30 protein-coding genes and 2 pseudogenes are annotated in these 22,091 nt (G+C 30.1%); 26 read left to right on the top strand and 6 right to left on the bottom strand.

The window, feature by feature from the left end; all coding sequences use genetic code 11:
• Nucleotides 1-95: 95 nt before the first annotated feature.
• The 26 genes and pseudogenes from bhDAH_RS04925 to bhDAH_RS04805 all read left to right on the top strand — a co-directional run bounded on the left by bhDAH_RS04925 (nucleotide 96) and on the right by bhDAH_RS04805 (nucleotide 16,862).
• Nucleotides 96-656, top strand: a complete 561-nt coding sequence (locus tag bhDAH_RS04925) for a DUF603 domain-containing protein (protein ID WP_247098890.1) — start codon at nucleotides 96-98, stop codon at nucleotides 654-656.
• 16 nt (nucleotides 657-672) lie between these two features.
• Nucleotides 673-2,025, top strand: coding sequence for a PBSX family phage terminase large subunit (locus bhDAH_RS04920; RefSeq protein WP_247098889.1), 1,353 nt, complete (start codon nucleotides 673-675; stop codon nucleotides 2,023-2,025).
• Between the two features lie 40 nt (nucleotides 2,026-2,065).
• A complete protein-coding gene (gene bdr, locus bhDAH_RS04915) occupies nucleotides 2,066-2,653 on the top strand; it encodes a Bdr family repetitive protein (protein WP_062706411.1) in 588 nt (195 codons plus the stop codon).
• A gap of 151 nt (nucleotides 2,654-2,804) precedes the next feature.
• Nucleotides 2,805-4,013, top strand: a complete 1,209-nt coding sequence (locus tag bhDAH_RS04910; RefSeq protein WP_062706335.1) for an anti-CBASS protein Acb1 family protein — start codon at nucleotides 2,805-2,807, stop codon at nucleotides 4,011-4,013.
• An 11-nt stretch (nucleotides 4,014-4,024) separates the two neighbouring features.
• Nucleotides 4,025-4,618, top strand: a pseudogene (locus bhDAH_RS04905) (DUF1357 family protein); the annotation flags it as partial.
• A 30-nt stretch (nucleotides 4,619-4,648) separates the two neighbouring features.
• Nucleotides 4,649-5,350 (top strand): annotated as a pseudogene (locus bhDAH_RS07580) (hypothetical protein); the annotation flags it as partial.
• 13 nt (nucleotides 5,351-5,363) lie between these two features.
• Nucleotides 5,364-5,777 carry a DUF3890 domain-containing protein gene (locus tag bhDAH_RS04900; RefSeq protein WP_247098888.1) on the top strand — a complete coding sequence of 138 codons (414 nt, stop codon included), beginning with the start codon at nucleotides 5,364-5,366 and terminating at the stop codon, nucleotides 5,775-5,777.
• Complete coding sequence (locus tag bhDAH_RS04895; protein WP_062706289.1) at nucleotides 5,777-6,151, top strand: DUF1506 family protein; 375 nt, start codon at nucleotides 5,777-5,779, stop codon at nucleotides 6,149-6,151. Before bhDAH_RS04900 ends, bhDAH_RS04895 begins: the two co-directional genes overlap by 1 nt.
• On the top strand, nucleotides 6,142-6,531 hold the full coding sequence (locus tag bhDAH_RS04890) for a hypothetical protein (RefSeq protein WP_062706286.1): 390 nt from the start codon (nucleotides 6,142-6,144) through the stop codon (nucleotides 6,529-6,531). The genes bhDAH_RS04895 and bhDAH_RS04890 overlap by 10 nt, the downstream gene beginning before the upstream one ends.
• Nucleotides 6,528-7,121, top strand: a complete 594-nt coding sequence (locus tag bhDAH_RS04885) for a DUF764 family protein (RefSeq protein WP_062706284.1) — start codon at nucleotides 6,528-6,530, stop codon at nucleotides 7,119-7,121. Before bhDAH_RS04890 ends, bhDAH_RS04885 begins: the two co-directional genes overlap by 4 nt.
• Complete coding sequence (locus bhDAH_RS04880; protein ID WP_062706281.1) at nucleotides 7,081-8,208, top strand: DUF787 family protein; 1,128 nt, start codon at nucleotides 7,081-7,083, stop codon at nucleotides 8,206-8,208. The genes bhDAH_RS04885 and bhDAH_RS04880 overlap by 41 nt, the downstream gene beginning before the upstream one ends.
• Nucleotides 8,209-8,210: 2 nt before the next feature.
• The gene (locus bhDAH_RS04875; protein WP_062706278.1) at nucleotides 8,211-8,630 is read left to right on the top strand and encodes a DUF1463 family protein; all 420 of its coding nucleotides are present in this window, start codon (nucleotides 8,211-8,213) and stop codon (nucleotides 8,628-8,630) included.
• Nucleotides 8,631-8,654: 24 nt separating this feature from the next.
• Nucleotides 8,655-9,113: a DUF1473 family protein gene (locus bhDAH_RS04870; protein ID WP_025400199.1), complete on the top strand. Its 459-nt coding sequence runs from the start codon at nucleotides 8,655-8,657 to the stop codon at nucleotides 9,111-9,113.
• On the top strand, nucleotides 9,100-9,330 hold the full coding sequence (locus tag bhDAH_RS04865; RefSeq protein ID WP_025400198.1) for a DUF1322 family protein: 231 nt from the start codon (nucleotides 9,100-9,102) through the stop codon (nucleotides 9,328-9,330). The genes bhDAH_RS04870 and bhDAH_RS04865 overlap by 14 nt, the downstream gene beginning before the upstream one ends.
• A complete protein-coding gene (locus tag bhDAH_RS04860) occupies nucleotides 9,327-10,673 on the top strand; it encodes a DUF759 family protein (protein WP_062706275.1) in 1,347 nt (448 codons plus the stop codon). The genes bhDAH_RS04865 and bhDAH_RS04860 overlap by 4 nt, the downstream gene beginning before the upstream one ends.
• A gap of 13 nt (nucleotides 10,674-10,686) precedes the next feature.
• The gene (locus bhDAH_RS04855) at nucleotides 10,687-11,322 is read left to right on the top strand and encodes a DUF792 family protein (protein ID WP_062706271.1); all 636 of its coding nucleotides are present in this window, start codon (nucleotides 10,687-10,689) and stop codon (nucleotides 11,320-11,322) included.
• 4 nt (nucleotides 11,323-11,326) lie between these two features.
• Nucleotides 11,327-12,313 (top strand): DUF693 family protein, encoded by a 987-nt coding sequence (locus bhDAH_RS04850; RefSeq protein WP_062706268.1) that lies wholly within the window; start codon nucleotides 11,327-11,329, stop codon nucleotides 12,311-12,313.
• Between the two features lie 27 nt (nucleotides 12,314-12,340).
• Nucleotides 12,341-12,856 (top strand): DUF777 family protein, encoded by a 516-nt coding sequence (locus bhDAH_RS04845; protein WP_247098874.1) that lies wholly within the window; start codon nucleotides 12,341-12,343, stop codon nucleotides 12,854-12,856.
• A 70-nt stretch (nucleotides 12,857-12,926) separates the two neighbouring features.
• Nucleotides 12,927-13,259 carry a contractile injection system sheath initiator gene (locus bhDAH_RS04840; protein ID WP_025434159.1) on the top strand — a complete coding sequence of 111 codons (333 nt, stop codon included), beginning with the start codon at nucleotides 12,927-12,929 and terminating at the stop codon, nucleotides 13,257-13,259.
• Nucleotides 13,256-14,134 (top strand): DUF276 domain-containing protein, encoded by an 879-nt coding sequence (locus bhDAH_RS04835; protein WP_062706261.1) that lies wholly within the window; start codon nucleotides 13,256-13,258, stop codon nucleotides 14,132-14,134. The genes bhDAH_RS04840 and bhDAH_RS04835 overlap by 4 nt, the downstream gene beginning before the upstream one ends.
• A gap of 14 nt (nucleotides 14,135-14,148) precedes the next feature.
• Complete coding sequence (locus bhDAH_RS04830; RefSeq protein WP_025434158.1) at nucleotides 14,149-14,751, top strand: DUF735 family protein; 603 nt, start codon at nucleotides 14,149-14,151, stop codon at nucleotides 14,749-14,751.
• Nucleotides 14,752-14,762: 11 nt separating this feature from the next.
• A complete protein-coding gene (locus bhDAH_RS04825; RefSeq protein ID WP_062706258.1) occupies nucleotides 14,763-15,590 on the top strand; it encodes a DUF685 domain-containing protein in 828 nt (275 codons plus the stop codon).
• Between the two features lie 70 nt (nucleotides 15,591-15,660).
• Nucleotides 15,661-15,858, top strand: coding sequence for a BlyA family holin (locus tag bhDAH_RS04820; RefSeq protein ID WP_025434156.1), 198 nt, complete (start codon nucleotides 15,661-15,663; stop codon nucleotides 15,856-15,858).
• Entirely contained in the window at nucleotides 15,855-16,175 is a 321-nt protein-coding gene (locus bhDAH_RS04815) for a BlyB family putative holin accessory protein (protein ID WP_025434310.1), read from the top strand. Before bhDAH_RS04820 ends, bhDAH_RS04815 begins: the two co-directional genes overlap by 4 nt.
• On the top strand, nucleotides 16,172-16,507 hold the full coding sequence (locus bhDAH_RS04810; RefSeq protein WP_025407106.1) for a BlyB family putative holin accessory protein: 336 nt from the start codon (nucleotides 16,172-16,174) through the stop codon (nucleotides 16,505-16,507). The genes bhDAH_RS04815 and bhDAH_RS04810 overlap by 4 nt, the downstream gene beginning before the upstream one ends.
• Before the next feature lies 1 nt (nucleotide 16,508).
• Entirely contained in the window at nucleotides 16,509-16,862 is a 354-nt protein-coding gene (locus tag bhDAH_RS04805) for a BBA14 family lipoprotein (protein ID WP_032489800.1), read from the top strand.
• A gap of 46 nt (nucleotides 16,863-16,908) precedes the next feature.
• Here the strand turns inward: bhDAH_RS04805 and bhDAH_RS04800 are convergent, their stop codons facing one another.
• The 6 genes from bhDAH_RS04800 to bhDAH_RS04775 form a co-directional block, all read right to left on the bottom strand.
• Entirely contained in the window at nucleotides 16,909-18,135 is a 1,227-nt protein-coding gene (locus bhDAH_RS04800) for a recombinase RecT (protein WP_247098893.1), read from the bottom strand.
• Nucleotides 18,136-18,425: 290 nt separating this feature from the next.
• Nucleotides 18,426-19,040 carry a Bdr family repetitive protein gene (gene bdr, locus bhDAH_RS04795; protein WP_062706361.1) on the bottom strand — a complete coding sequence of 205 codons (615 nt, stop codon included), beginning with the start codon at nucleotides 19,038-19,040 and terminating at the stop codon, nucleotides 18,426-18,428.
• Nucleotides 19,041-19,053: 13 nt separating this feature from the next.
• Nucleotides 19,054-19,632, bottom strand: coding sequence for a chromosome replication/partitioning protein (locus bhDAH_RS04790; protein ID WP_032489803.1), 579 nt, complete (start codon nucleotides 19,630-19,632; stop codon nucleotides 19,054-19,056).
• A 57-nt stretch (nucleotides 19,633-19,689) separates the two neighbouring features.
• A complete protein-coding gene (locus tag bhDAH_RS04785; protein ID WP_025434396.1) occupies nucleotides 19,690-20,439 on the bottom strand; it encodes a ParA family protein in 750 nt (249 codons plus the stop codon).
• A complete protein-coding gene (locus bhDAH_RS04780) occupies nucleotides 20,415-20,972 on the bottom strand; it encodes a DUF226 domain-containing protein (protein WP_025434395.1) in 558 nt (185 codons plus the stop codon). The genes bhDAH_RS04785 and bhDAH_RS04780 overlap by 25 nt, the downstream gene beginning before the upstream one ends.
• 9 nt (nucleotides 20,973-20,981) lie before the next feature.
• Nucleotides 20,982-22,091 carry a plasmid maintenance protein gene (locus tag bhDAH_RS04775; protein WP_032489804.1) on the bottom strand — a complete coding sequence of 370 codons (1,110 nt, stop codon included), beginning with the start codon at nucleotides 22,089-22,091 and terminating at the stop codon, nucleotides 20,982-20,984.

Raw genomic sequence — 22,091 nt, 5'->3', positions numbered from 1 at the left:
AAGTCTTAATTGTTTTTGTAAAGTTGATTGTTTTGTTATAGAGTTTATATTAGTTTTTGTTAAGTTTTGTTAATTTAGACTAGGGTTAAAGAGATATGAGAAGAGTAAAGAAGTCATTTGATGATTATGTTGTGTATTTTAAAGAAGGCAGGCTTAATGACGCACAAATAGCAAAAGAGCTGGGAGTAAGTCGTGTTAATGTAGGAAAGATGAGACGCAAGTGGGAAGAGGTTAAGGATGACCCTGAATACGTTAAAGAAACTGCTAAGCTTACTATTCGTGAGGATACTTTAACTAATATTTTGATTCATGCTTCACAAAGTACAGCCCAAGCGCGTGATCTTAAAAGTCAGTTTAGTATGGCCAGAAGCATGTTGGGAATTGAATTTATAAATTCATTTAGTCGTTATTTAGAGTTGGAACTTAAAGCCCATAATCACGAGATAGAAGTATTAGAATCTAAGATTATAAGTTTTGATAATAAAATTAGAGATAATAATCTTTCGCATTCAGATGAAGAGAGTAAGAGGCTTGAAGAATTAAAACTTAAACTGGATGAACTTAAAAGGGAAAGAGAACTTAAGAAGATGTCACTTTATTATAAGACAATGCTTAAGCTTAAAGCTACTGATGTTGATGTGAGATCTAAATTTTAAATTTAAAGGTTAGGAAATGGATATATATAAACTACCTCTTTTTAAGGAAATGCAAAAAGAATACAAGCGTGAATTTGGTATTGATATAGCAGATTTAATTAAACTGAAAGCAACTGTTATTGATTTTAGAGGGTTTGAAAAGACATATTTAACTAAGAAACAATGTGAGGTTTTAAAATTAATTGAGAATAATAATCGAAGTAAAATTATCCTGTCAGGTGGTATTGCCAGTGGTAAAACATTCTTGGCTTGCTATTTATATCTAAAGATGCTCATTAAGAATAGACATCTTTATAAGCAGGATACCAATAATTTTATATTAGGTAATTCCCAAAAATCATTAGAGATTAATGTTTTAGGGCAGTTTGAAAAGATTGCTAGCATGCTAAGAGTACCCTTTACGCCAAAGTTTTCTAATACATCATATTTTGAAATAGACTCCTTAAGAGTCAATCTATATGGTGGAGATAAGGCAAGTGATTTTGAAAGGTTTAGAGGAAGTAATTCCGCTCTTATTTACGTTAATGAAGCAACTACACTGCATAAAGAAACATTAATAGAATGTTTAAAGAGACTTAGAGTAGGTATGGAAACTATTATATTTGATACAAATCCAGACAGTCCAGAACATTTTTTTAAAACTGATTTTATTGATAATAAAAAAACTTATGCTACATATAACTTTACAACATATGATAATGAACTAATATCAAAAGAATTTATTAAAACCCAAGAAGAGATTTATAAAGACATGCCAACATATAAAGCAAGGGTACTTTTGGGAGAATGGGTTGCCTCATACGATTCGATATTTACCAATATTAATCTTACAAGTAATCATGAATTTATAAGTCCAATAGCATATTTAGATCCTGCATACAGCATTGGAGGTGATAATACTGCCCTTTGTGTTTTAGAAAGAGTAGATCAAAAGTATTATGCATTTATATTTCAAGAGAAGTTACCAGTCAGTGATCCTAAGGTATTAAATACAATTAAAACTATTTTGACAAACCTTAATGTACATACACTATATGTTGAAGATAGGGATGATACTTCTGGGCATGGGAATGTGACTAAAACCTTTCTTAAACTTAGAGCAGGTATGAGTCATGAGTTTAGAATTGCGCCAATTAAACCTATAAGTAATAAATTTACTAGAATTGCTACGTTAATAGGACCATTTGCAAGTTCTAACTTAAGTATTCTAGACTATTCAAGCAAGTCAGCTATTGCTGATATTTATAAGTACAAAGGAGATGGAAAGAGTGCTGATGATTCATTAGATAGCCTCTCAGCAGCATATATGTTATTGACTTTGGGTATACGTTCTCTTAAAGCACATTTTACTAAAAGAAGGTTCCTATAACACTTAAAATATTATATAATAATTAAATAAGGAGATTTTTATGGGACTTGCACAACCAGTAATTACACAACAAATGGTTATAGCAGAACTTACCAAAGCTGGGATAAATAGAGAGATTGCTATTGATCTGTCTTACAGATATTATCGTAATGAGCTTACTCATAAAGATATTGAGTTTTTAAAAGAAAACTTTGATATAAAACTTGAAAAGGTAGAGTCAAGCTTGCAAGCTGAGATTAAAGCAGTCAAAACTGAGCTTGATAACAAGATTGATACTAAATTTACTGAACTAGATAACAAGATTGATACTAAATTTACTGAACTAGATAACAAGATTGATACTAAATTTACTGAACTAGATAACAAGATTGATACTAAATTCAATGAACTTGATAATAAAATCAATAATGTTGAGAATAATCTAAATGTAAAGATTGATACTGTTAGAAATGAATTAAAATCTGACATTGCATCTGTGAGCAATGAAATTTCTCTTGTTAGAAAAGATATGGAATTTAACAGAATGGAATTTAAGAGTACATTAAGACTACATAATTGGATGTTTGGGACTCTTATCACCCTTAATATAGGAATATTTTTAGCATTAATATCACTATTAGTAAAGTAAATTTATTTAACTAGCCCCTTATTTAATTGACTTTCTGTCAATTATTTTTTTCCGTCATTTTTTTACAAAAATTATTTAATTTTTTGTTAGAAATAATTAGCAAAAATTAAATATTGCATTATACTTGCTATCGTTAAAGGTTAAATAAGCCATGAGCTTAAATTTTAAGATTAATTCAAGAGATTTATATAAATATTCAATATTTTTTAGAAACTACATTTCAAATGTAGCAGAAGATTGCCTTAAGAATGGAATCACTTTAAATAGTGTAACTACTGCTTTGAATGTTAATGATGCTTTAGAAACGTTAAAAATAGAGCTAAAAGCAACATTATTGCAGTGTCTTATTAGTTATCGTTTTAATGGTGTTGGATACATTTTAGTTAAAACAGCAGATCAGCTACAAGATTTACACTTGGAAGTAAATAAAGAATTGCCTATTGGGTTTATGTATCTTGATTATAGTAATGTTCGTGATGAGGGGCCTGATGCTACTTATATAACATATACTTTAAAAGTAAATACAGATGGGAAGATATCTTATAAGGAAATACAGATTCATAAGAGCAGGGTAATCATACACTCCAATTATGATTATGTGCTTAAAGCATACAGCCCATGTTATACGCAAAGCTTTTTGCTTAATATATATCTTTTTGAACAAATATATAAAGAAATAGAAAAGCGAATAGAGAGTCATAACTTTTTATTTTACAGGGATGAATCATTAGTATCATTACAAGATGCCTTAAGTAATGCTACAACCTCATTAGAACTTTTAACTAAGGGTGTTAATGATAGGGCGAGCATATTTCCTAATATCTTTAAAAGAAATGATTTAAATGAGAATCATATAAGCACGTTTAAGAGTGTAAATAGAGATTTAGAAAGAGAGCTTTCTAGACTTAAATCCAACTTAAATAATGAAGGAATATTTTACAGTGGCACACCAGATGCCTCACTGGAGGTTATTAAGTATGACTTAACCTATTTAAAGGAAGCATTAGCATTAGTAAAAGCAAAGATAGGTGCTGACACAAAAGAACCACTAACAAGGAGCTTTAATGAACAAGTTAAGGGACTGGGAAGTGATGGTAAGGGGGACAGATCGAATTACTATGACTTTCTAAAAGGTGTTCAAGAAGAGCTAGAAATTAATTGTAATAGTAAACTGGGTAAGCATTACTACTTAGACATGAGATTTAATTCATTGCATGTGCTAACTGAAGAAGAAAAGTATGAGAGAGATTTGCGACTTATAGAATTAACCCTTAAATATAAGGAATTAGAATCAAGCAATACGTTAAGTCAAAGAGAACTTGACGCTTTAAGAGCAAAATTATTTTTTTATGAAGGCTAAAAGGAGATTTTATGAACAAAAAAACACAAGAAAATGTAAATAATACACAAGAGGATAACTTGATGCAAAGTACAGAGGATAATAAAGAGGATAAAAATAGTATTACTTTAAGTTTAAAGGAATATGAAGAATATAAAGCATATAAAGCAACAAGAGAATCTGATAGTCAGAATTTAAGTATTAATGAGAGGATATCAAAGGCGCTTGCCGATACGCAAGCACGCTTGGAAGAAGAAAATAAATTATTAAGTGAGGCTTCTCGTATTAATGAGATTGATACTTTAGCACGCAAACATTTAAGTTCGCATTTTAATAAAGAGACACTACTTGCTAAAGGCTACTTATTAAAAGATATAATGCAAGCACAACGTAGGGAACTTGTTAGAAAGTACGTACCAGCTGAAGACATTCAAGCTATTGCTAAGGTAAGAGATACTAGTCATTTAGATGGAGAAGTGCTTGAACAACTTGTAAACCTTGCTAAAGTAAATATAAAGAAAAGGATCCAAGCTACAAGTATCAGTTCCAAAGGTGAGATTAAACTTAACTTAACAAATGAGGATATATCAATCTTAGATCCTAACTTTAGTCCTCAAAACTTTAATGAGTTTAATATTTCTATTGCTAATGCTTATAAAGATAGAAGAAATAAGTTTTATAAAAATAATGATTATGCAGGCGATGTAAATAATAATTTATTGCCTTTCAAGGAAGCATATAAGCTTGCAAGTAATGAGATTATTAAACTTATAAATCACTTCATATTAACGGGTACTGTTTCAATCCAAAAAGATGGAAAGAATCAAAAACGTATGCTTCCTAATATGTATGGCCTACTTAATATGCCAGATCAAGTCAAAGAAGAAGTAAGCAGTAGTGATAAAGATAAGATGGATAAGATCTTTGAAAAGATTGAATCAGGACTTGCAAAGTTAGAACTTGGTGATGAATTTTCTACTCCTATGATGGTATTAGTTGACCAAGCAACCAGTTTGAAACTTGTAAAACCATATGCAATACCAAATGCGTCCTCATCATCTAATATTTATTTTTCAACTGACTCTTGGGAAGACTTTTTGGTTAAGACTATTAAAGCTGTAAATAATAGACAAGAAGTATATATACAGACAAGTAACTTACTCTCAAATCAGATACTAATTTATCCATTAAATGCAGAACTAATTAAATTCAAACCAAGTAAATATATGTTACCAATGCCAAATGAACAAGTTGATAAGGATTCAACTGATATTGCTCATTCATACATTGATTTTGTACTTGGTGGACTTTTGGCAACACAGAAGACTATTTTAAGAGTTGATATTAAGCAAAGTTAAGGAATTGTGACTTATGGATAGTGATGTAGAATCATCAGAAGGTTTTGGAGAGCTTTACTTACGAATTAAAGCTCTCTTAGATTTATCTGAAGAGGATTTAAGTTTTGCAAAGTTTGAAGAACAAGCAAAGCTACTTGAGATGATACTTAATACACGTGGTGTTAACCTTAGCACATTAAATATTAGTCAAGCATCTCTACTGCTTTATTATCACATAGGTTGCCATCTAAAGCGTTCTGGTGTGATTCGTGAGTTTGGTCTTGAACAAATCAAAAAAGAAAAATTTGGTGAGCTTGAGATTGATTATTATCCATCCTCAGGCACCGAATTGAATTGTGGGGGTAAAGATTATTGCTCTTCTTTTGAAGAGCTTCTCACACAAATTAAGTCAGGAGCACGTAAGACTTACTGCATAGGTGTTGTGTAATGAGTACAAGAGAAAGACTTGCTAGTATGGCAGATCGCATGATTGGCAGGTTTCGTGAAGAATCATACTTCCGGTTTTACAAAGGAACATATTCGCATGATGATGAGTTTGAAAGCCCTGAGATTAATTTCGATAAAAATAATTACACTCAATTTGTTGGAATTATTATCGATATCTCTCCACAAGAACTTGTAAAAATTAATGACTCTAATATTTATGACTTGGAAAACTTATCAAAGCTTTACACAAATGCTGAGATTAATTTTGAAATTAAAGACAGAGTATCACTTGAGGGTTCATTTTTTGAAATTATAAAGATTGACTCTAGCGTTGGTTATAAGACTTTAATTTTACGGGGTTTGGAATGGAGATAAAAGGTTTTAGAGAAGTAGAATTAGAGATTGGTTGGTTTGGGGGACGTGCTTTGGTAGCATTTATACATGAAATGGGTACTAAGAATTTACCTATACGTAAGCACTTGACTGAAGTAGCTAATTCTTCTCAGTTTAGAGAATACGTTAATACCAATTATATGAATAACGAATTTAATAAAGGCATTAAAAATGGTATGAATGCTTTGGGAAATGCATTTATAGAATATTATAAAAATTACGTATTAGCATCTAAAGTAAAACCTGCACTCTCTCCTAAGACAATTGCTTTAAAAAAGAGAAGGGGTAGCAAAACACCTGAGGTACCACTCAGTTGCAGCGGACTTATGCTTAAGACCATTGAATATAGGATAAATGAATGATACTGGATATTGCTACTATAAATCAATCTCTAATATCAGTTTTAAAAGACTTCACTAAATTTGCAAGCATTCATAAACTTGATGTTGATATTATAAATACGCATAACCATCCATACATGTCTGAACATACAATAAAAAAGCCCAATATCCTTGCAATAAAATTTGAAAATACCTTAGGTCTCTTTAATCACAACTTAAGAACCGGTTCATTTTACAAAAATGTAAATGAATTTGGTATCTGTTTCCAAATCTATTTCATGGCATTTGCAAACGTTAATAAGAATGCATATAAGAGACTTATGTCACTTTATACGTTATTTAGTGATTTTTTACATGACTTAGGTACCCAACGGTTTACATTCAAACCTGAAGAAGGTATAAGCACTCATGAAATAGATCTAAAGTTTTACATTTATGCTACAACCAATATGCAAAATTCTGGTCTTATTGATATCAAGAGCAATTATAGTCAGTTGGCATACTGTGCAAGTTGTGGTTTTAAAGCTAATGTGCAAGTAAAAGAAAACCAAATTAAGGAGGAAGAACAGAATGCCACAAGATACAATCAGTGTGAATTTGGCACATTCTGAATTAGATATAAACTATGTAAGTTACTATACACCCTTACTAGTGTATAAATGTGCAAAGATCAAACTCAATGATTCAACACCTAAGGTAAAGATATTAAACTTAAATATAAATAGCTTTGAAAAACAAATCGAGGCACTTGAAAAAGAAGGAAGTAATGGTGAGGATGAATTTAATAAGGAGAGAGAATACCTAAAAAAAGCAATGCAAGCATTCTTCTCAGCAGGTGATGCCGGACTTAGATCAGTCAAGCTACTTATATATAAAGAGGGAACCGAAGCAAAGGCAATTAAAACCCAACTTAGAGACAATAGATATACTTTTGTTGCCCTTATTAATACTTATTCAAGTAACAGTGATGGTGGTGATGGGCTTACAATATATAAGGATGATTATACTCATTTTAAAGACCCTGCTCACTTCTTTGTATTTGCAACAAAAGAATCTGAAATAAAAGCGTTGTTTAAAAATGGTACGAATTCTAAATCTAAAATTATTGTTATCCACTCTAAAGGAGAGGAATACTTACACTTAAGATTTATATCTAAATACTTACATGAAGCGAGTATATTTCATGCTGTAAACCCTTATGGACTTAAGTTTAGCGGTATGAGTCCTATTACTGATGATTCTATAACCTGTAAACTTAGGAATGCTAATATTAACTTTTACTCATTGCTTAATGAGACTGGTCTTGATGGTGTTATGGCTTTTAAGGAAGGAGTAACTCTTGAAGGAACTCCCATTGACGAATTATTTACTTATCATTATATCAAATCTGAACTTACATCCGAGCTTATTAGAGTATGGAATGTTAATGGTAGACAGAATAGTAAACTATCAGAACTACAACTCTCAGGAAAAAGAGATAATGCTTACAGTGCTGCTGTTGAATGTATGCTTAAACGTTTCATTGATAGGAATATTATTGTTGCTTACTCCAAGCTTAAGATTCACATATCACCAACACCCGAGCTAAAGCTTTTCTTATCAATAGAGATTACTTATAACCACTCTATGAACGCTGTCCTTTTAAACATTACAGCACAAGATATAAATAGTTATCTAAATAGCTTGAAGGAGAATTGAGAATGGAACAATACTATGATTTAAGGAACATATTTTTTTCAATTGGTGGGAATGAAGTTCAAGGTGGTAAGTTAGAACTTACAAGTGAACCTACAACAAGAGCGGTAGCTAGCAGTGAAGATAGGGGTTTCCCCGTAGTTAGCTTCAGGGATCCTAGAACCATTACTTTCATATTCAATATTGAAGTTACAATTGGATCTTATGAGTACAAATTGCTAACAAAGCTTTCAAAAGACCAATTTTATAATACTCATCAAAGTAAAACTGCAAAGATGTTAGATTTAGTATTCAATGACTTAGAAGACATCAAAATTGTATCTCAATATGCATTTTTTGCAGAAGAACCTTCAAGAAGTTATTCTGCTGAAGCTGAAAAGGTTACATTTGAAATCAGAGCGGTTAACTGCACAGTAAACACCTAATTTTGAACGCTTAAGGAGGATTTTATGATTACGCGTTACAAAATGAATATATTAACTAAAGATAAGACTTTTACATTTGAAGTAAGAGTACTGCCCGTTTACGAATGGGACTCTATATTAGGATTTTCACAAAATGAAGGCATCAAAAAACTTAATAATCTTGAATACTTAAGAGCAATAACAGACCTTATGATTAAACCTGGCTTTTTAGATGAATTTTACTTTATTTTAAATGAAAATAGAGAGTACATTACTTACTACAAAGATTATCTTAAGTACATACTTTACTCAATTCAGTTTGATGTATTCAAATCAGATCCTGACTTTAAGAAACCAACTTTAGTTTACTTAAGCCATTATCTAAATAATGCTGATGGATTTGTACAATTTGATTACATTAATGATAGTTGGAATTATGAACAGATAATACAAAATATCAAGTCACAACAAACATCAATGGGGATACAGGATGAAAATCCATAATGGAAGTAAAATCTTTAATGAAACCAAACTTGAATATTTTAAGTTACTTGAAGAGATAAAACAAAACAAATATTTCTTTCCTGTTATCATGGGTATTTGCACTTTAAATGAAGTCAAAACATTGAACTACGAAGAACTAAATGAGGTTTACAAAATATCGAATCTGAAACTTGAAAAGCAAATATTTGAAATGACTCTCTCTAAGGGAATGTTATGAATACTCCAAAATTTACAATTAAATTTACAGGAGTGCTAGATCATGCATCAACTCGCAAATCATTAGAAAAAGACATTTCTAAACTAGAACATTTAATTAAACCTAAAAAATCTTCTCTAAAGAGCACTAAAGATATCTTAAAACATAACTTATCTGAGAAGAAACGTGAACTAGCCAAACAAACCAAATATGAGAAATTACGAGAAAGGGTAGAAAAGTTTAGATTTACTGAAACTAAAAAACTTGTTAAGCTAGGATACAAATTTGAGGAAGCTAGAAAAAAAGCATTCAAGCGTTCACTTATGTCAAGTAAAGACCGAAGACGATTAGAATATGAAGAAATGAAAAGTGGCAAGCATAAGGAAACAATACTTCACAAAGCTATCCAAAAAAGTATTCTTAAAGGCGGTAGCATTTTGAAAATTGCTACTGGAACTGCTCTTGGACATATAGTGGGTCATACCTTTCAAAGTGGTATTGGTGATATCTTGAATTTTGCAAAAAAATCTATACTTAATGATGCTAGATTTCAAAAGCTTGACTTAATTACTTCAAGAGTATTTAAAACAAATGAAAAGAGCAAACTTGATAGCATGCTTCAAGGCATACCTGGTTTTGGGAACAGCATTGAAAGAGAAGATTTTCTCAACTCTGCTGGGACTCTTAGAAAAGTATTACAACACTTAGGTCAAAACAATGACGATAATCTTAAGCAGGCTGTAGCATTTGCTGCAAAGCTTAAATCTACCGGGGTTGTTAGTGATAAGAATTCTGCTATTACTGCAGTAGCAGAATTCTTGCAAGGCAAAAGCGGTTCTCTTTATAACATTATGAGTTCATTTAATAAATTTACTGATAAATATAATGAACGAGCCGAAATGGAATATGACAGAGTAGCAACTGGTTATACCTTTGATTACAGAACAGACAAATTAAAAGAAATTATTAAGGACTGGAACTCTCTTGAGTTTCCTACTTATGCTAGTGAAGCTGAAAAAATTAAGGATAGTCTGGATAAAGCTCAAGATTCATTTGGAAAACTTTCAGCTAGTGTATTCCAACCCATGTTGGAAAAAATAGAAACCATAGCTAAATGGTTAACAGGTTTTACCGTCAAAACACATATTGTTGAGCCCATAATAGACGGAATTAAAAGTTTTTTCGGTGACATTAACGAATGGCTTATAAAGCTTGGAAATCAAATTCTAAAATTAACACTGCCTAATTGGGCATACAAATGGTTATTTGGTTCAAAACCTACAACAGATAAAAGCCATTCACCACTCTTAAGTACTGATACTGAATCAAAATTAGAAACAGACGCAAGCATAAGAACACCTTAAGGAGCATTTAAATATGATACCACAGCTTACAACAGACTTCATTCATAAATATAAAGACACAGCACCAGTAAAGGCAACACTAGACTTCTTAAAGCTTACTCCATCACAAGTAACAAGTATCCTTAAAGAAACATTCAATGAAATTTCTAGTGTGTTTATGGCATATAACTTCTTAAGTTTATGTCCAAGGATGGACTTTAAGGGACTGGGATACGTTCCACAAGGATTTTTCATCTTACCCAAAACTGAACTAATTAGCACAACTTACACCACAACATGTTCAAAGCGTCCTGTAATTGACTACTACACACGTAAATCTGAATATGTAAGTTACAATCCAACTTTCACTGGTGAAGTTATCACATTAAATAATGCTGTATTAACTAGTGCTTATAAGGAACTGCTTAAATTCTCGGCTAATACGGCTTTTGGAAAGTTAATCTTTCCTCATACCAGTAATCTGGCAAAACAACAACTTATTAATAGAGTTGAAGAGAGTGTACCATTTAGTTTCTACAGTCCAACTTTAGGGTTTAGGGGTATTGTTGCAATTACCTCTCTTACCCTTAAGGACACAGTATACCTTGATGAGGTTGAAATTAGTCTTACCTTAGAAGTTCTTAAAACATTTTCAATATATAAAGGATAACTTCATGGAATGTAGACTTATCAAATACGACTTCAAAATCGAATTTTATAATCCAAGTAAAACTAGCACTAAGAATATCACATCAGAAGAAAAGCCTAAAATTATAATTAAAACTGAAGATGGAATACACATTGACATATCAATATCTGATATGTACTCAAGTAACAATTATGTGTGTGCAAAGAAAAGCAAGCTAACCCTTTGGAACCTACCTATAGACTTTACTGATAATGTAAATGAAGGAGATATTGTAAAAATATCTTATAAAAAGTTCGCAGACTCTAAAGATTATGACTTTATTATGGCAGGTTATTTGGGTGTTCCTATGAGTACTGATTATCCCAATGGAGATTTTAGTGTTGACCTTGAAATTCATTTGGCAACAAAAAGTAATTATTTCAATCGCAAGCTTAAAATAAATCAATTCCAGGGAATGAGTGTAGAGAATGCAATTAAATCAGCTTTTCCTGGTAAATGCATTATCAATATGAGCTATGCTGAGAGAACAAAAATTATAACAGAAAGTTTTTGTGCAAATACTCCTCTTGAGTTTCTTGAAAAGATAACTAAAAAGTATGTTCAAAGTGTTAGAACAGATATTGTACCTAAGGAGCATACACAACTTATTAAAGAATCGGCTCTCGGGAACACTCATGTTGAGTGTAATTACATTTTTACTAACGCCACACCTGCAGAGCAAAATACAAATTATCTACCTCTTGAAGATTTTGGTCTTGAGTTTATTCCTCAACAAGAGATTACTATTGGCAGTACTTTAAGTATAAGATTTATATATTGGAATGCCAAAGTTATGTACACACACAAACTGAAAGTTGGTGACAGGGTAAAATTCATTGACTCGCTTGGAAAAGAAGTTAAGAGCAGTATTATAGAGTCTAATGCTATCTTAAGCAATACTGGTGAATGCTCACTTATCCTTAAGCTTTATGATGACTCTAATTACTTAGAAATAAATGGGACAGCTAAATAAATGAACTTGAATTATGAAATATACAGAATGAATAGCCAAATGAAAGGCTCCCCGTTAACACAAGAAGAAATAAAACTATGGACTTATAGAAACATTTTTATCTCTAAAATAGGAATAATCAAATCTTTTAACGCCTCTACACAAGAAGGTGTTGTTTTGCTCTCTGGACACACAGACTTAGAAATTAAGACACGCAATATATCAAACATGCATTTTAATCTTAAAGAAAATGACGGGGTAATCTTACTTCAAAGTAGTATTAACCTTTTTAATGAGGATGATAATCATTATTTTGACAAAAACTATTTTTATATTCTAAGGCCAATTAACATGCAAAATGCTACTATCAAAGTTAATGACTTTGCAATTGACATACAAAACCCCATAGACATTAAAGCTAACAATACAAGCTTAAGGGCAGTATTAGAAGAAATTGTTTCTTGTCTACAAAATTTACGGGTCATTGGAAATGCTAGTGTTGAACCTAGCTTTTACAGCAATCTTGTAAAAATTACAACTAAAATAAATATGTTACTAAAATAGGTTTTTGCCAAAATAGTGCTATATTTACTACCGGTTAAAGGTTAAATTAGAATCATTAAAAGGTTAAAGATTGGATTTACAGATTGACAACCAATTTAATTTGGTTTTTAAAAAAGACTTAGCATTAACTAGTGGAATAAATGAACAAAAGCAACGTTTATTTATATTTTTAAGAACTCCAAAGGGTAGTCTTAAGAATGCTCCTAATTGGGGATTTGATTATAATTTCTTTACAAGGTTTGCTAAGACAAGCTCTTTAACACAAATTAAAACTTACTTTTCAAGCATTATACAAGACCTCAAGATTGATGTTGTCAACATTGAAACAATTACTAAAAATAACACATTAAACATTATATTTGAATTTGCAAACGACACTTTAGATATGGAGATTAGAATATGAGCATTCTTTTTGATCCTGATTTTGGTATTCTAAAACAGAATATCCAACAAATAGTTAATGCCAAACGAGCATACTTACGAGATATGCATGGGATTGTCATTAATAATGACCCATCCTCCATTTACAATATTATTGCAACCTCACTTGCAACAATTGAAGAACAAATCATTGATGAACTTAATTCATTTTTCTCTAAAGTAAGTCCCGGTGGCGAATACTTTAAGGCAATCGAAGAGCACATAAGTGTTAAGAGTACTACCTTTGATGCGGTTCGTTCATCATTGCTTAAACTTAAAGAAATAGAGTACGTCAATATTGATTCTAAAGCCGGAACAGCTGATATTTATCTTATATTAAATGACTCTTTACTAAATTCTAGTAAAACTGATATCACTGATTCTACATTTAAAGCCAAACTTTGGAAAGTGCTTTATTCAACTATGCCTGTAGGTACACTCTTTAATGGTAGTATCACAATTGATGGCCTTAACACTCATAATCAACTCAAAAGCTATAAAATATCTTTAGGAAAGAAAAAATACGTATACCTTAAAGTAAAATATCAACTTGATCTTAAGAATCACATATATCTTAACATAGACATGCAAATAAGAGATATATACAAACGTATTGTAACTAATAACTATCCTGATATGGGCATCAGCTTTGAATATCAAGATTTTATAGCTCCTGTTAATGAGATTAAGGGAATTAAGAGTATGAAAATATATGCTTGCATTAAAGACACAGATGACACTAAAATTGCAAGCATTACTGATTCAGAATTTAAGGAAAATACTAATATTGAAGTTAAGCCTGAGGAAATACTTATCTTCAATCTTACTGACAGATTAATCATTGACATTACAACTTAAAGGAGCTATTAAAAATGCAAATACCCATCCATCTTCAAGATACTGGGGTTGAAAAGTTCATACAAAATGAATTAGAGTATGCAAATACAATGTACCTAGAACTAAAAAGTCTAAATTCTAATTTCACAAGCATTACTGCTACACGCCACTGCTCATCACGTTTTATTGCCATTTGGTTATCCAATCTATTTAGAATCTTTTACTCTGAAAGCCAACCACTCGAATCACTTGTAGCAAACATTGATAGTGTACTTTTTGCTTTACGTCATATTGGCACTGATGAATCATTTATAAGACTTTTTAAGGCCTTCTTAAATGTCGATATTGAAGTTACTACCCCACAAGCTGGTGTAATTAACATAAAATTATTAAACAGGATAAAAACTAACTTTATTTCCTTTATCTCTCCTAGCACCGTTAAAGGGCATAAACCAAAACGTATTCGATTACATCAAACAAAAAAAGGATTTAAAACGGCATATAAATTTTTAACATTCAATTTCCTTCCTAAAGGATATTCACACTCAATTTATGCATTTATAAAAAATCTCATTCCTATAGGACGTGTCTTAAAAATTACAAATAATGAAAACATAGAAATTATTACTTTTAATTAAGGAGAACATTAATGTCAAGTGAAGAGAAACTCTTAATTGATGAAGAAGAATTTATCCAAATCAACAACCTAAACAGAGTTGGTGATATTCAAAAAACTGATTTAATGCTACTTGATGATGGAAGTTCTAATTGCAATGCAATTACATATGAAAATTTTCTTAAAAAAACTAAAGACAAAATCTTCAAAAATGAAGGACTTGAGTATTTCAAAGAAGTCATTAAAGATACAATTGCTACTGAACTATTAGCAAATGAAAACTTTATAAATCAAGCTTATAATAAAGTGCTTGAAAAATTACTCAACAATGCCAATAACGGTGTTTATAATATTTCTGATAAAGTAAGAGACAGAATTATAGGAAATATATCATCAACTACATTAACTAAAAATGATAAGTTTGTAATTATGAATTATAGTACGCTACAAAAATCCCCAGTACCTGAATATTTAACAGGAATTCCTTCTGGGTTTACTACAACAAAAAGCAAAACTACAAGTTCATATATTTACCCATCTTATTTTAAGAATCAAGCTTACGTATTAGACATGACATCAGAATATTCAAATCAAGAAGTTGAACTCTTATTTTATACATCTGATGATGATAACCCTATTTATTTAGACATTACTGTTGCTCTCACAATCAATGCGTCTGGTACTAAATATGCAAAAAAAGTAGCACTTAAATACACTGATAGCTCACAAAAGTCAACAGCATATTATTACGGTGCTAAAAATGCTTATGTAGATATTTTATGTCCAGTACTTAGAGGATGGTACATTCAAAAACGTGGATATATAAATGGTAATCGTGTTCCGGTTTTAGTAAAGTTATAACTTTATATAGTTTTTGCTATTCTTTGCTATATAGTTGTAGCTTACCAATTATAAACACGAGGTGATAAAGTTGAATGAATTAAGTATTAATAACATATTAGATTTTTTACTTCAACTAATTAACATCAATGAAGTGAAGTTAATCATTATTAGTATTTTTATATTAAGTTTGGGTTTGATTTTCAAACCAGTAATCAAAGATATGCTAAGTATCTTATTAAGTAAGATAAAAATACATGACAGAGACAAAGAAAAGGAGGATTTATGATACTTGATCGTAATTCTTTAGATACTGCTTTAAATGCAATCGTAACATTATTTGACACACTATCTAATTTTGAAGATGGGTCGTTTAATGAAAATGCTCATAAAACATTCATGCTACTAAACGACATTTACACAGAATATCAGATTATCTATACACAAAATATGGAAAGGTTAGAGAATGCCTTAACTCCGCAAATAAGAGAAACACTTGAACCTATCCAAACTAAAATCAAAAAATTTATAGAAAAGGTTAATAGCAATCCAGATAATATGCAATTACCATTAGAAATCTCATCAATTGAAAAGGAGGTCAAATGAAATTAAGTACTGCTAAATTAAGTGTTGATATCCTAAACAAATTTACAGAAATTATAAAAAATAACCACCAAGGTAAAAACACCGTAACCTACATTAATATTTTCACCAAAGTGGTTAATTATTTTTACTCACTATATGAGGCAAGTGTATATCAAATGGAACAAAAGGAAGCTATCAAACTACTCTCTGAAATTGAAGAAATACTAAGGCTCAACATCGAGATAATAGAAACTGCTGGGGATTATGATGATTATTCAAAATACATTTCTCAACTTAGAGCTAAACGTAATAAGCTCATGAGTACTTACATCAAAATGTTAAAGGAGGCCTAATTTGAAAAAACTAGTAAATTTAACTTTCTTAACGCTTATCTTCTCATGTACATCTATTGCTTCTCTAACGGAAGAACCAACATTTCCTAAAACCCAAACCCTCACAGAATTAAGTACTTATGAAGCTAAGCTAGCTGATTATGTTATGTACTTGCAAGTATTCTTAACACGTACAAAAAAGAAAGTTAATGACCCAAAGTATCCTAAGTTTACTTATTTTGATTCTTCTACACTCAAGTCTGAACAGACAATCCAGGATTTAATGTTTAATATCAACATTTTCAAAGCATACATCAAGATAACTAAACCTATTGCTGAAGCGGTTTACAAAAAATATTCAAAATTACAAAATTAATATTATTTAAAGCCCCTAATGGGGCTTATTTGCTTTAAATTATCATCTATGTATCAAATAAATATCTTAATTCTTCTTCTCTTGACAAGAATCCAAATAATCTGAGTGGACTATCCTCATATTTAGGCTGCATAAGCGCTATAAATGCCTCAAATTGATCTAACTTCCTCATAAGATGATTATTCTTAAATATATATTCTCTAATGAGTTCTATCCAATAGTTAACACTCCTTAAAGCTTTGTTCATATTAAAATACTCTAAAAAGGAAGAATCATCCCCCTTCTTTATAGCACTTAAATATGCATTTATCTGCGATATACTCTTAAATGGTTTATCAACCAAATGCTTATGCATACCACGTGCTGCTATAAGAAGACTTTTATAGCAACTAAACTTAATTGAATTAGCTTTATTATCTTTATTTACTCCTACTGTATTAGTATTATTAGATTTCACAACTCTATTCACATCTACAGGTGGGGTTTCTACACCCTTAGATTGTTCCTGTGTTGTGTCTTGTCTAGTTCCTAAGGTATTTGCATCATTATCTTCCTCACTCTCAATTGATAGATTGGATGGTACATGCTTATTATCACTTTTGGTAACAGACTCATAATCAACAGGGCGCATCTCTTTAGTCACTATTTTTTCAGTTTCAGTATGCCCTATTTGTTGTGCCTTATGAGCTTCATAAAGATCATCTGTATCTCCTAACTCTTCTCTTATATAGGGCATACTCTCAAGCCCCGCGCCTGGCAAAGTTCTGCATAGACAACTAACTGCACATTTCCTTAACATAAATACTGGTTTCTCTCTCCAAATAGGTGAGTTTTTGTAATACTCATTAAATAAAACAGAAAAACTATAAATATTACCATGCTCTGATTTGAAGTAAGCTGTACATTGCCAATCTTCTTGTACCATTTTATTACCTTTAGAATCAATTTTAATTGTCTTAACCATCTCTTCTTTAAATTCAAGGCTATATTTACTATACCCTGCCTCATATGCCCTTATAAGTAATGTTTGATATGCTACCACAACTGCATATCTCCCATTAAATGGGATTATGTATGCTTCCTTCTTGAATGGATTTAGATTATTTACTTGTAGTAAAGTTAAGATTTCTCTCTCTGATTGAGTATCCATCCTTTTAAGTCCATGCATACTCTTATATGCTTCCCATACCTCATAAATATTACTTGAATTCATTTTTTCTGTTATTGTACTAATCGTATTTGATATCTCAGGTTTTGTCATATTATTATTCATGGTTTAATCTCCTATTTTATGAATTATTAAAAATAATATATAACAAAAACTAAAATTTTGCAATACTATTAACAAAAAAATCATAAAAAGATAGCAAAATATTGCATTATTAAACTTGAAGATAAAAATTTAGAGCTTAATTAAAAACTCTTAAAAGAATCCTTAACTAAGCTCTAAGGCCCACTGATGGTGATCATAAAATAGGTAGTCCTAAAACGAATAGCACTACTAACGATAATTATCGTACACCAAATATAAAGTAAAATCAACTACCTGTATTTTCAGTATCATTACCCCCTCCCAAAATAGTTTGTTATTATGTATACAAGAATAGAAGTAATGATGGGCATTCCTATCAATGAAATAAGGTTTAACATCCTATTCCCTATCTTAAGCTTTTCTAATAAAACTTTATTTGACATATCAAGCTTTTCTAATAGTACTGCATTATCTTTTTTCATTTCTTCTCTTAAGACTGCATTATCTTTTTTCATTTCTTCTCTTAAGACTGCATTATCTCTTTTCATTTCTTCTCTTAAGATTGCATTATCTTTTTTCATTTCTTCTCTTAAGACTGCATTATTTCTTTCTATTTCTTTAAGTAAACTGCGCTCTAAATTAGATATGTCTTTCTGTAAATTCTTCTCTACATTGTCTATCTTAGTATCCAAATTTTCTAGTTTATTGTTAAATTCCATCCTAATGAATTCAATATCTTTTTCTAAGTTCTGTTCTACATTAATCATTTGTTGTTCTAATGAATTCATCTTTTCCCTTAAGACTTCAAAATTAGAATTATCATTATGAAGTAAAATGAAATCTACTGCTTCTTCAGTAAACCCCTTATTTAAAAACTCTACCCTTAAATCTTCTGTTCTATATGTTTTATATGCTAAATTACTCATAAATACGTCCTTATCATTCCCCTTTTAATTCTTTATACTTCTTCAAAAGCTTATCAAGCAAATCTTTTTGATTTTCAAAAAGTTCATCCATTAAAAAACTAGTAAATTTAGCATTGCTCTTATAAAAACCATAACTTTCTTGACTTTTAAGTTGAAACCTTAATGGTTTTATTGGATTTACTTTTGATTTCTTTATTGTTGCACTTTCTTTATCCTTTAGTAAGCTTAATATTTGTCTAAATCCATTTTCTAGTACATATTGCTCCTCTAACAATCCTTCTTCTAAGGCTGTTGCAATTTTTAAATAATTATAAGCTTGGGTTTTTGCAACATCATAATTTCTTATAAAAGCATCAAAACTTTTATATCCATCTAACTTATAATATTCATTATCTTTTATTTCTTTTAAAATCTTCATACACTCTATTCTGTTATAGATTCCTTCCCTAAGATTTATATATAATTTCTTTTTCAATGCATTATAACGAACTGTTCCCGCACCTTCTTCATTATCATCAGATGCAGTAAGTAATGCATTCCCTTTTGAATCAATATTTCTTTTATTAATTTTTAATTCTTTATTATTTTTCATATCGAACCTCTTGAATTATATTAAATATTAGTTCAACGCGTTGAACTAATATTTAAATCAATCAACTCTTTTAAAAAAATTTATTAAAGAATTTTCATATTCTTTAATATAGTCTTTTCCAAAATCAAAAATATTGTTTTCTGCTATTCTTTTATTCAAGTCTTCCCGTTCTGATATAGTTCCCAAAAAATTACTTTTTGAATTAATCATTTCTAATAATCGTTTATGTGTATTGTTTTTCTTAAACCTAGTAATAATAAAAAAAATAGGAAGTTCTAAAGCTATTTTTTCCATAAAAAATTTTAAAAGGTCAAAGCTTTCAATTGTCCATTTTTCAGCTGTCATCGGCACTATTACATAATTACAACAAATTAAAGAACTAGTTAATGTGAAATCTAAACTTGGGGGAGTATCAATTACTATGTAATCATACTTAATATTCAAATATTTCAGGTCATTCTTTAATTTAAATTCACTAAGAGTATGCTTATATCCAAATGCATTTATACTATGTAAGGTCAAATAACTAGGGATTAAATCTAAATTACTTTCAACATTTAGAATTGAACTATTGACGTTTAATTTATCTATTAAAACTTCATATATGTTATTTATTCTTAAATCTATATTTTGATCCTCTATTTTTTCATAAAAATAACTAGTAGTAGAAGCTTGGGTATCCATATCAATTAAAAGCACTTTATGCTTTTGGGCCAATAGTGTTGCAAATATGATTGAACTTGTACTTTTCCCAACACCCCCTTTAATTGATGCTATAGTGATTATCTTAGGTTTTTTTCTATCCATTTATTTATGCGCCCTCCGTCTGATAATTTTTTACCATAAAATTCATATACTTCCTTTTCTAAGTTTGCAAGATTCTCAACTAAAGATTTGCAATATTTCGTATCGGTTTTATCCTTTCTAAGTAAATAAGAAATTCCTACAATATAGCAAAACACGCTACCTTTCTTGAACCTAAATTCTATGTAGTAAACCTTTGAAAAGGTAGATGCTTTCATAATCCCGTTCTCCTCATATCTTGTTACAACATTCTTGATTGGTTTCCTATATCCGTAAAAAATACCTAAAAATTTATCATCTTCTCTTGCAGGAAATAGATTAAAAAATTCCGCTTTCTTTCTATTAAATAATGTTCTAAGCAAAATAAAAAATTTATTTTGCTTTTTATTAATGCCAAATGCATAAAAATCTGTCATAATTTTTGTGTGATATAATGTCCTGTCATTATGACTTTCTATCTTAACAAAGATGGGTTTATCTCTTTTCTCTTTAATCTCTGATTCCTTTTTCTTGAGGCGTTCTAATACACTCTCCACAACTAATCCTTAACTCGTAATTTTTTTGGGTTCTCCTAATTTTAAATAATTCCCACCACTCTCTACTAACTCTAAAATTTCGTAGTAATAATGATTATTAAATACCTTGTTATACTCCAATTTGTTCTGTTTGTTTAAATAATCTTTCAGTATTGGTACTAAAACTGATGTGTCTACTTTATGTCTTAATTGTTCAAGAAGTATGCTAAATAGGTTATTCCTAATTTCTTTCTCATCTTCTTTTGCGGTTACTTTAACACGTTCAACCGTCTTTTTAAGCTTCCCTATTATCTTTTCTAAGTCATTGTACTTATTGTTTTCTATGATAAAGTGTGGTTTATCTTTATATTGCTCATATACCTTTTGTATTTGGATTTCCAACTGTTTACTGTTATAGCCTTCATTTTTTAAGATGACTTTTGTTTCATCCAGTATTCTACTTAATTCCTTTTGCTTACTTGCAAGCTTGTTTTCTTGTGACTTAATATTGATTTTTTTCTTGTGTTTAGTTTTTTCGATGAAGTTTTCTGTCCTTTTAAGTATCTTAAGCACTTTAATTGTAACATCTTTTTCTAGTTTTAAATTCAAAATAGAGAAGAAAGCATTTGATCTAAAATTGCATTTCTTAGCGTACTTTTTTACTTGCAGTTTTTCTATTTCTTTTATGTCTTTCTTTTCTTCTTTTTTATTATTATATATATTATATATACACTCCCCCTTTTCTACACTCCCCTTTTTATTACATCTTTTTTCAAGACTAGCATTTACACGATCTTTGTGTCTCTCTTCTTTTTTTTCTTTGAAGTATTTATTGATTATGTGATGACATTCTTTTTTAGAATACTTAAGGTCATAGTGAATTTCAGTTCCCATGTTAACACCCAAATGTCTGTAATAATTAATTGTGACACCTAATTCTTTTTCTAATTTATAAAGATATTTTTGAAGTGTTTTAAGCTTAGCAAGTTTTTGGCCATTTCTTTTCATATTGTTATTAAAGTAATAAAGTATGTTGCTTTGGGTGTATTTTTTAAGATTTAAGTTCATGTAGTTTAGTGTAGATATTAAAACGATTAATTTATATTGATGTTTTTTGGTAGGCTTTTTTGTGCTCCTCAT

It is taken from the genome of Borrelia hermsii DAH (genome assembly GCF_023035675.1).
Taxonomy (GTDB): Bacteria; Spirochaetota; Spirochaetia; order Borreliales; family Borreliaceae; genus Borrelia; species Borrelia hermsii.
Note: the sequence above shows the minus strand (reverse complement) of the source record. Positions and strands in the feature narration are given on the sequence as shown.